The following is an 8,521-nucleotide window of genomic DNA, read 5'->3' on the forward strand; positions in this document are numbered from 1 at the left end:
GCCGGCGGGCCGCCCGCTCACCCCTCCGCCACGAACCACCGCAGCAGCGAGGCGAGCCGGCCGGGCCGGTCCCGCGCGATCAGGGTGCGGGTGTTCCTCAGTTCCACCAGGCGTCCCCGCGGCAGGAGTTCGGCCAGCAGACGGCCGTGTTCGCGGGGCATCATCAGGTCCTCGGACGCCCAGACGACCAGGGCGGGGCGGTCGAAGTACCGCAGCCCCTGGGCCGCTTCGAGGAGTTCGGTGCGCCGGACGTGCGTGTGGTAGTGGCGGACGTCGCGGCGGATCGCCGGGTCCGTGCGCAGGGGCCGCAGCCAGCGGTCGACGAGGTCGTCCGGCAGGGGGCGCCTGGTGAGCGCGCCGAAGCCCACGGGCAGCCGGCGCAGGGGTTTCCAGCCCAGGGCGCGGACCATGAGCGGGATGCCGCCGGGGACGCGGCAGGCGAGGGCGATCGCCTTGCCGGGCAGACCCGGCGGGTAGTTGTCGAAGGCCTCGCAGGAGATCAGCACCAGCCGGGCCAGCCGTTCGGGGTGCCGGGCGGCGACCGTCTGGGCCCGGCCGCAGTCGCTCTCCACGAGGGTGACGTCCCTGAGGTCCAGCCGGTCGAGGAACTCGGCGATCAGTTCGTTGACCAGGTCCGGTGTGGGCGGCCGGGTCATCGGCCTGCGGTGCGCCCCGTACGGGAGGGTCGGGGCGACGAGACGGTGGTCGGTGCGCAGTTCGGCGACGACGCCGCGCCAGACGGAAGCGTCGTGCAGCATGCCGTGCAGCAGCACGACCACCGGCCCCTCGCCGCCCGTGTCCTCGTACTCGACGGTGCCCGCGCTCAGCTCGATCTCCGGCATCGCCTCAGGCTAGAAGGAACGGCGCGGCCTCGCCCGGCGGCTCACGGCAGCACGGCGAATCCGTCGAGTTCCACCCTCGCCCGTTCGTCCCACAGCCGGACCACCTCCACGACCGCCATCGCCGGGTAGTCGCGGCCCGCCAGGTCCCGCCAGAGGCGGCCGAGTTCGCGGGCGTGCGCGCGGTAGGCGGCGACGTCGGTGGCGTAGACGGTGACGCGGGCCAGGTCGGCGGGGGTGCCGCCGGCGGCGCGGAGCGCGGTGAGCAGGTTGCCGAGGGCGCGTGCGAACTGCTCGGGCAGGGTGTCGCCGACGACTTCCCCGTCGCCGTCGAGGGCGGTCTGCCCGGCCAGGAACACCACGCGGGAGCCGGTGGCGACGACGGCGTGCGAGAAGCCGGCGGGCGGGGACAGGTCGGGCGGGTTGACGCGCTCGGCGGTCACCGGGCCTCCAGGGTCTTGTACAGCTCCTTGGCGATGATGCCGCGCTGGACCTCGCTCGCCCCCTCGTAGATGCGGGGGGCGCGGACCTCGCGGTAGAGGTGTTCGAGCAGATGGCCCCGGCACAGGGCGCGCGCGCCGTGCAGCTGCACGGCGGTGTCGACGACGAACTGGGCGGTCTCGGTGGCGAGCAGCTTCGCCATCGCGGAGCGCCGGGGCACGTCGGCGGCGCCCTCGTCGTACGCGGTGGCCGCCGCGTAGACCATCAGGCGGGCCGCCTCCGTGCGCACGGACATCTCGGCGACCTGGTGGGCGACGGACTGGAGGTCCTTGAGCCGGCCGCCGAACGCGTCGCGCCGGGCGGTGTGGGCGACGGTGGCGTCCAGGGCGGCCTGCGCCATCCCGACGGCGAAGGCGCCGACGCTGGGCCGGAACAGGTTGAGGGTGTCCATGGCGACCCGGAAGCCCGCGTCGGGCTCGCCGAGGACGTCGGCGGCGGTCACCGGCACGCCGTCGAAGCGCAGGGCGCCGAGGGCGTGCGGGGAGATCATGTCGAGGCGGCTGCCGGTGAGGCCGGGCCGGTCGGCGGGCACCAGGAAGGCGGTCACGCCGCGCGCCCCCGCGCCGGGGACGGTGCGGGCGAAGACGGTGTAGAGGTCGGCGTCGGGGGCGTTGGAGATCCAGCACTTCTCGCCGGTGAGCCGCCACCCGTCCGGGCCGTCGCGCTCCGCGCTCAGGGACAGCGCCGCCGCGTCGGATCCGGCGCCCGGTTCGGACAGGGCGAAGGCCGCGACCGCCGTGCCGTCGCTCACCCGGGGGAGCCAGCGCTCGCGCTGTGCGGGGGTGCCGTGGGCGTGCACGGGGTGGGCGCCGAGGCCCTGGAGGGCGAGGGCGGTCTCCGCCTCGGTGCACGCCCGGGCGAGCGACTCGCGCATCAGGCACAGCTCCAGAGCGCCGGAGGCGAACAACCGGGACAGCAGGCCGAGAGCGCCCAGCTCGGCGACGAGGGGGCGGTTGACGCGGCCCGGTTCGCCCTGGTCGGCGAGCGGGCGGAGCCGTTCGGCGGCCAGGGCGCGCAGCTCCGCGCACCGGGCGAGTTGTGCCGGTTCGAGCGAGAATGCGGTCATCGCCGGTCCCTTCCCTCGCCACTGGGCCACCGCCGAGGCTATCGCGGACCGTTGACTGCCGTCACCAACGCGATACGCTCCTGGGGCGAGCCCACCACGCCGAGGGGGCGCATCGACATGGGTCCACGGTTCACCGCGCACGTCGACACCTTCGCCCGCGACCATCTCCCGCCACCGGACGAGCGGCCCGAGCTCCTCTTCGACCTGCCGGAGCTGCGCTACCCCGAGCGGCTGAACTGCGCCGCCGAGCTGCTGCACGGCCACCCCGGCGACCGCCCGGCGTTCCGCACGCCCGACGGCGGGGTCTGGACGTACGGGGAGCTGCGCGCCCGGGTGGACCGGCTGGCCCACCTGCTCACCGGGGACCTCGGGGTGGTGCCCGGCAACCGGGTGCTGCTGCGCGGGCCCACCACGCCCTGGCTGGCCGCCTGCTGGCTGGCGGTGCTGAAGGCGGGCGCGGTCGCCGTCACCGTGCTGGCCCAGCAGCGGCCGCACGAGCTGGCCACCGTCTGCGCGCTCGCGCAGGTGCGGCACGCCCTGTGCGACGTCCGCTCCCTCGACGACCTCGTCAAGGCGGAGGTCCCGGACCTGCGCATCGCCGCGTTCGGCGGCGACTCGCGCGACGACCTGCTGCACCGCCCGGCGCCCGGCGGCCCCTTCGACGCGGTGCCGACCGCCGCCGACGACGTCGCCCTGATCGCCTTCACCTCCGGCACCACCGGCAGGCCCAAGGGCTGCATGCACGTCCACCGGGACGTGCCGGCGATCGCGGACACCTTCTCCCGGCACGTCCTGAAGCCGGTCGCCGACGACGTGTTCGCCGGCAGCCCCCCGCTGGGCTTCACCTTCGGCCTGGGCGGCCTGGTGGTGTTCCCGCTGCGCGCGGGCGCGAGCGCGCTGCTGCTCGAACAGGCCCACCCCTCACAGCTGTTGGCGGCGATCGCCGAGCACCGGGTGTCGGTGCTGTTCACCGCGCCCACCGCCTACCGCGCCATGCTGGCCGAGGCGGACGGGCACGACCTCTCCAGCCTGCGCCGCTGCGTCTCGGCGGGCGAGAACCTGCCGGCCGCGACCTGGCACGCCTGGCACGAGCGCACCGGGCTGCGCCTCATCAACGGCATCGGCGCCACCGAACTGCTGCACATCTTCCTCTCCGCCGCCGACGACGCCGCCCGCCCCGGCGCCACCGGCGTCCCGGTGCCCGGCTGGCAGGCGCGCGTGCAGGACGCGGACGGCGTCCCGGTGCCCGACGGGCGGCCCGGACTGCTGGCGGTGCGCGGCCCCGTCGGCTGCCGCTACCTGGCCGACCCGCGCCAGCGGGACTACGTGCGGGACGGCTGGAACGTCACCGGCGACACGTACGTCCGCGACCCCGACGGCTACTTCCGGTACGTGGCGCGCGCCGACGACATGATCATCTCGGCCGGGTACAACATCGCCGGGCCGGAGGTCGAGGACGCCCTGCTGCGCCATCCGGACGTGGTGGAGGCGGCCGTGGTCGGGCGTCCCGACGAGGCGCGCGGCCAGGTCGTGGTGGCGTACGCGGTCCTCGAGGAGGGGGCGGAGCGGGACGCGGAGGCGCTGCGGGCCTTCGTGAAGTCGGAGCTGGCGCCCTACAAGTGCCCGCGGGAGATCGTCTTCCTGGACGCGCTGCCGCGCACGGCCACCGGCAAGCTCCAGCGGTTCCGGCTGCGCACCGGCGCCGGCACCGGAGACGACCAGGGCTGATGCCGGGGAAGCGGGCCCACGGGCACGACCTAAGATGATCAACGTGTCCGACCAGCATGCTCCACGGTCCCTCATCGTCACGCTCTACGGCGCCTACGGCCGGTTCGTGCCGGGCCCGGTGCCCGTCGCGGAGCTGATCCGGCTGCTGGCCGCCGTCGGCGTGGACGCCCCGTCCGTGCGTTCCTCCGTGTCCCGGCTCAAGCGCCGCGGACTGCTGCTCCCGGCCCGCACCGACCGGGGCGCGGCCGGCTACGAACTGTCGGGTGAGGCACGCCAGTTGCTGGAGGACGGCGACCGCCGCATCTACGCCACCGCGCCGCCCGGCGACGAGGGCTGGGTGCTCGCGGTGTTCTCGGTGCCGGAGTCGGAGCGGCAGAAGCGGCACCTGCTGCGCTCCCGGCTGGCCGGTCTCGGCTTCGGCACGGCGGCGCCCGGCGTGTGGATCGCCCCCGCCCGGCTGTACGAGGAGACCCGGCACACCCTGGAGCGCCTGCGGCTCGACGGGTACGTCGACCTGTTCCGCGGCGAGCACCTCGGGTTCGCGCCCACGGCGGAGGCGGTGGCCCGCTGGTGGGACCTGAAGGCGATCGCGGAGCGGCACGAGGCGTTCCTGGAGCGGCACGCGCCGGTCCTGCGCGCCTGGGAGCGGCGCGCGGACACCCCGCCCGAGGAGGCCTACCGCGACTACCTCCTCGCCCTGGACTCCTGGCGCCACCTCCCCTACGCCGACCCGGGCCTGCCCGCCGCCCTGCTCCCTCCGGACTGGCCCGGCACCCGCTCGGCAACCGTCTTCCGTGCCCTGCACGAGCGGCTGCGCGACGCGGGGGCGGAGTTCGCGCACCCCTCGGCGGAGACCGGGGCGGACTGAGGCGCGCCCCTGGCGTCACGCCCCGGGCGCCGGGACCTGCGCGAGCGGCAGGCCGGAGAGGGTGAGCCGGGGCTTGGGCGCGTCGGTGCGGCCGGTGCGCGGCGGGCGGCTGCCCGCACGGTACTGCGGCGGCCAGACCACGCCCGGGCCCTCGTAGCCCTGCTCGGCGGCCGCGTGCAGCGTCCAGTGCGGGTCGTACAGGTGCGGGCGGGCCAGCGCGCACAGGTCCGTGCGTCCGGCGAGGATCAGGGAGTTGACGTCGTCCCAGGAGGAGATCGCGCCGACCGCGATCACCGGGACGCGGGCCTCGTTGCGCACCCGGTCGGCGAACGGCGTCTGGTAGGAGCGGCCGAACTCCGGTTCCTCGTCGGCGACGACCTGACCGGTGGACACGTCGATCGCGTCGGCCCCGTGCTCGGCGAAGGCACGGGCGACGGCGACCGCCTCCTGTGCCGTCGTGCCGCCCTCCGCCCAGTCGGTCGCGGAGATCCGCACGGTCATCGGCCGGTCCTCCGGCCACACCGCCCGCACCGCGTCGAACACCTCCAGCGGGAAGCGCAGCCGTTTCTCCAGCGAACCGCCGTAGGCGTCGGTGCGCCGGTTGGTCAGCGGCGACAGGAAGCCGGACAGCAGGTAGCCGTGCGCGCAGTGCAGTTCGAGCAGGTCGAACCCGGCCCGCGCGGCACGCACCGCGGCGGCCGCGAACTGCTCGCGCAGGTCGGTGAGGTGCGCGCGGGACAGTTCACGGGGTGTCTGGCTGCCCGGCCTGTACGGCAGCGGGGAGGCGGCGACGAGGGGCCAGTTGCCGTCGTCCAGCGGCTCGTCCATGCCCTCCCACATCCGCTTGGTCGAGCCCTTGCGGCCGCTGTGGCCGAGCTGCACACCGATGGCCGTGCCGGGCGCGCGGGTGTGCACGAAGTCGGTGATCCGCCGCCACGCCTCCGCCTGCCGTCCGCTCCACAGGCCGGCGCAGCCGGGGGTGATGCGGCCCTCCGGGCCGACGCACACCATCTCGGTCATCACCAGCCCCGCGCCGCCCAGCGCGCGGGCGCCGAGGTGGACGAGGTGGAAGTCGCCGGGCAGGCCGTCGGCCGCCGAGTACATGTCCATCGGCGAGACCACCACGCGGTTGCGCAGGGTGAGTCCGCGCAGCCGGAACGGGGTGAACATCGGGGGCGTCCCCGGCGGGCAGCCGAACCCGCGTTCCACGGCCTCGGTGAACCGGGCGTCGCGCAGCCGCAGGTTGTCGTGGGTGACGCGGCGGCTGCGGGTGAGCAGGTTGAAGGCGAACTGGCGCGGCGGCTGGTGCAGATAGAGGGCGAGGTTCTCGAACCACTCCAGGCTGGCGCGGGCCGCGCGCTGGGTGGAGGCGACGACCGGCCGCCGTTCCGTCTCGTAGGCGTGGAGGGCGTCGGTGAGCGTGGGCCGCTCGCTCAGGCAGGCGGCGAGGGCGAGCGCGTCCTCCACGGCGAGCTTGGTGCCGGAGCCGATGGAGAAGTGGGCGGTGTGGGCGGCGTCGCCGAGCAGCACGACGTTGCCGTGCGACCAGCGTTCGTTGACGACCGTGCGGAAGGTGGTCCAGGCGGAGTTGTGGGAGCGCAGGGGGCGGCCGCCGAGCGCGCCGGCGAAGATCTCGGCGCAGCGTCCGACGGACCCGGTCCCGTCGGCCTCGTCGAACCCGGCGGCCCGCCACACCTCTTCGCGCATCTCCACGATCACGGTGGAGGCGTCGGCGGAGAAGGGATAGCCGTGGAGCTGCATCACGCCGTGTTCGGTCTCGGCGATCTCGAAGCGGAAGGCGTCGAAGGGGAAGTCGGCGGCCAGCCAGATGTAGCGGCAGCGGTGTTCGGTGATCCGGGGCCGGAACGCGTCCGCGAAGGCCGTGCGCGTGGTGCTGTGCACGCCGTCGGCGGCGATCACCAGGTCGTGGGTCTGTGCGAGGCGGGCCGGGTCGGGGGCCTCTTCGCGGAAGCGGAGTGCGACGCCGAGGGAACGGCAGCGGTCGTGCAGGATCTCCAGCAGGCGGCGCCGGCCGAGGGCGGCGAAGCCGTGCCCTCCGGAGGTGTGGCGGGCGCCCCGGTGGACGATGTCGATGTCGTCCCAGCGGACGAATTCCGCCTGGAGGGCGGAGTGGACCTCCGGATCCGCGTGTTCGATGCCGCCGAGGGTCTCGTCGGAGAGGACCACTCCGAAGCCGAAGGTGTCGTCCGGGGCGTTGCGTTCCCAGACGGTGACGTCCCGGTCCGGCTGGAGCCGTTTCAGGAGGGCGGCGGCGTAGAGGCCTCCTGGGCCTCCTCCTACGACCGCCACGCGCAGGGGGCGGTTCGCGGTGTTCGGCGGGTGCGGGTCCGTCGTGGTCGCTCGCGCGGCTCCCCGCGCCCCTGAGGGGGTCGTCAGCACCGGGGTCACCTCCCCCGCCACTTCGGGGGGCGCTTCTGCGTGAAGGCCGCGTGGAACTCGGCGTAGTCCTCGCCGGTCATCAGGAGGGCCTGGGTGGACGCGTCCAGTTCGACCGCCGCCGCGAGCGGCATGTCCAGTTCGGCCGTGAGCAGGGCCTTGGTCCGGGCGTGGGCCAGGGCGGGGCCGTCGGCGAGGCGGCGGGCCAGCTCGCGGGCCGCCGGGTCCGCGCCGCCCTCCTCGGCGAGCGCGCTGACCAGGCCGATCCGCTCGGCCTCCGGGGCGTGCACCGGCTCGCCCAGCATCAGCAGGCGGGTGGCGTGGCCCAGGCCGACGACCCGGGGCAGCAGGTAGGCCGCGCCCATGTCGCCGCCGGACAGCCCGACCCGGGTGAACAGGAAGGCGAAGCGGGCGGTGGGGTCGGCGACCCGGAAGTCCGCGGCCAGGGCGAGGACCGCGCCCGCGCCCGCCGCCACCCCGTGCACTGCGGCGATCACCGGGAACGGACACTCCCGCAGCGCCCGCACGACCTGGCCGGTCATCCGGTTGAAGTCGAGGAGCTGGGCGGTGTCCATGGAGAGGGTCGCGCCGATGATCTCGTCGACGTCGCCGCCGGAGCAGAAGCCGCGGCCCTCGCCGCCCAGCACCAGGGCGCGGACGGCCCGCTCCCGGGACAGCTCGGCGAGCAGGTCGCGCAGGTCGGCGTAGGCGCCGAAGGTGAGCGCGTTCAGCTTGCCGGGGCGGGCGAGGGTGACGTGGGCGACGCCGTCGGCGAGCTCGACGCGCAGATGCTCCCAGCGCGCGGTGCGGGCGGCGGAGCCGGTGAAGGGACTCATGAGGGCGGCCTCCTCGGGCGGGCACTGCGCGGCTCAGTGAGGTCTGCCCCTCGAAGTTATCACCGGTTGGTGACTGTCGTCATGAGTACGCGATACACCGTTCGGGCGCCGTCACGCGCGTCACGGGCCCTCGACGCGCCGGTGACGGGGCGGACGGGCGGGCGAGGCGGCGCGCCCGCGCGGGCAGGCCGCGGACGCCGGCGCGGGGGGGGGCCGCGGGGGGGCGCCCCCCCCGCCCGCCCCCCCCACACGGACCACAACGCCACGACCACCCCCCCCCCCCCCC

The 8,521-nt window shown here is 75.3% G+C and carries 7 protein-coding genes; 2 read left to right on the forward strand and 5 right to left on the reverse strand.

Features of this window, described 5'->3' with window-relative positions; translation table 11 throughout:
* Positions 1-17 precede the first annotated feature (17 nt).
* The 3 genes from ACIQ8B_RS14985 to ACIQ8B_RS14995 are packed head-to-tail and all read right to left on the reverse strand — an operon-like array spanning position 18 to position 2,406.
* A complete protein-coding gene (locus ACIQ8B_RS14985; RefSeq protein WP_403547066.1) occupies positions 18-842 on the reverse strand; it encodes an alpha/beta fold hydrolase in 825 nt (274 codons plus the stop codon).
* A gap of 41 nt (positions 843-883) precedes the next feature.
* Positions 884-1,282 carry a RidA family protein gene (locus ACIQ8B_RS14990; protein ID WP_106411981.1) on the reverse strand — a complete coding sequence of 133 codons (399 nt, stop codon included), beginning with the start codon at positions 1,280-1,282 and terminating at the stop codon, positions 884-886.
* Complete coding sequence (locus ACIQ8B_RS14995) at positions 1,279-2,406, reverse strand: acyl-CoA dehydrogenase family protein (protein WP_290003935.1); 1,128 nt, start codon at positions 2,404-2,406, stop codon at positions 1,279-1,281. Before ACIQ8B_RS14995 ends, ACIQ8B_RS14990 begins: the two co-directional genes overlap by 4 nt.
* A 117-nt stretch (positions 2,407-2,523) precedes the next feature.
* On the opposite strand from ACIQ8B_RS14995, the gene ACIQ8B_RS15000 reads away from it, so the two are divergent.
* Positions 2,524-4,134 (forward strand): AMP-binding protein, encoded by a 1,611-nt coding sequence (locus ACIQ8B_RS15000; RefSeq protein WP_403547111.1) that lies wholly within the window; start codon positions 2,524-2,526, stop codon positions 4,132-4,134.
* A 34-nt stretch (positions 4,135-4,168) separates the two neighbouring features.
* Entirely contained in the window at positions 4,169-5,002 is an 834-nt protein-coding gene (locus ACIQ8B_RS15005) for a PaaX family transcriptional regulator C-terminal domain-containing protein (RefSeq protein ID WP_403547068.1), read from the forward strand.
* A gap of 15 nt (positions 5,003-5,017) precedes the next feature.
* On the opposite strand, the gene ACIQ8B_RS15010 is transcribed toward ACIQ8B_RS15005, so the two are convergent.
* Both ACIQ8B_RS15010 and ACIQ8B_RS15015 read right to left on the reverse strand, forming a co-directional pair.
* Positions 5,018-7,399: a bifunctional salicylyl-CoA 5-hydroxylase/oxidoreductase gene (locus ACIQ8B_RS15010; RefSeq protein WP_403547113.1), complete on the reverse strand. Its 2,382-nt coding sequence runs from the start codon at positions 7,397-7,399 to the stop codon at positions 5,018-5,020.
* Between the two features lie 8 nt (positions 7,400-7,407).
* Positions 7,408-8,235, reverse strand: coding sequence for an enoyl-CoA hydratase family protein (locus ACIQ8B_RS15015; protein WP_365419380.1), 828 nt, complete (start codon positions 8,233-8,235; stop codon positions 7,408-7,410).
* Between the last annotated feature and the right edge of the window lie 286 nt (positions 8,236-8,521).

This window comes from Streptomyces sp. NPDC096105, from assembly GCF_044763335.1.
GTDB lineage: Bacteria > Actinomycetota > Actinomycetes > Streptomycetales > Streptomycetaceae > Streptomyces.

What these genes read in the sequence shown, in the direction of transcription:
- ACIQ8B_RS15015 (WP_365419380.1), bottom strand. Translation starts at nt 8,235, where the DNA reads ATGAGTCCCTTCACCGGCTCCGCCGCCCGCACCGCGCGCTGGGAGCAT.
- ACIQ8B_RS14985 (WP_403547066.1), bottom strand. Translation starts at nt 842, where the DNA reads ATGCCGGAGATCGAGCTGAGCGCGGGCACCGTCGAGTACGAGGACACG.
- ACIQ8B_RS15005 (WP_403547068.1), top strand. Translation starts at nt 4,169, where the DNA reads ATGATCAACGTGTCCGACCAGCATGCTCCACGGTCCCTCATCGTCACG.
- ACIQ8B_RS14995 (WP_290003935.1), bottom strand. Translation starts at nt 2,406, where the DNA reads ATGACCGCATTCTCGCTCGAACCGGCACAACTCGCCCGGTGCGCGGAG.
- ACIQ8B_RS15000 (WP_403547111.1), top strand. Translation starts at nt 2,524, where the DNA reads ATGGGTCCACGGTTCACCGCGCACGTCGACACCTTCGCCCGCGACCAT.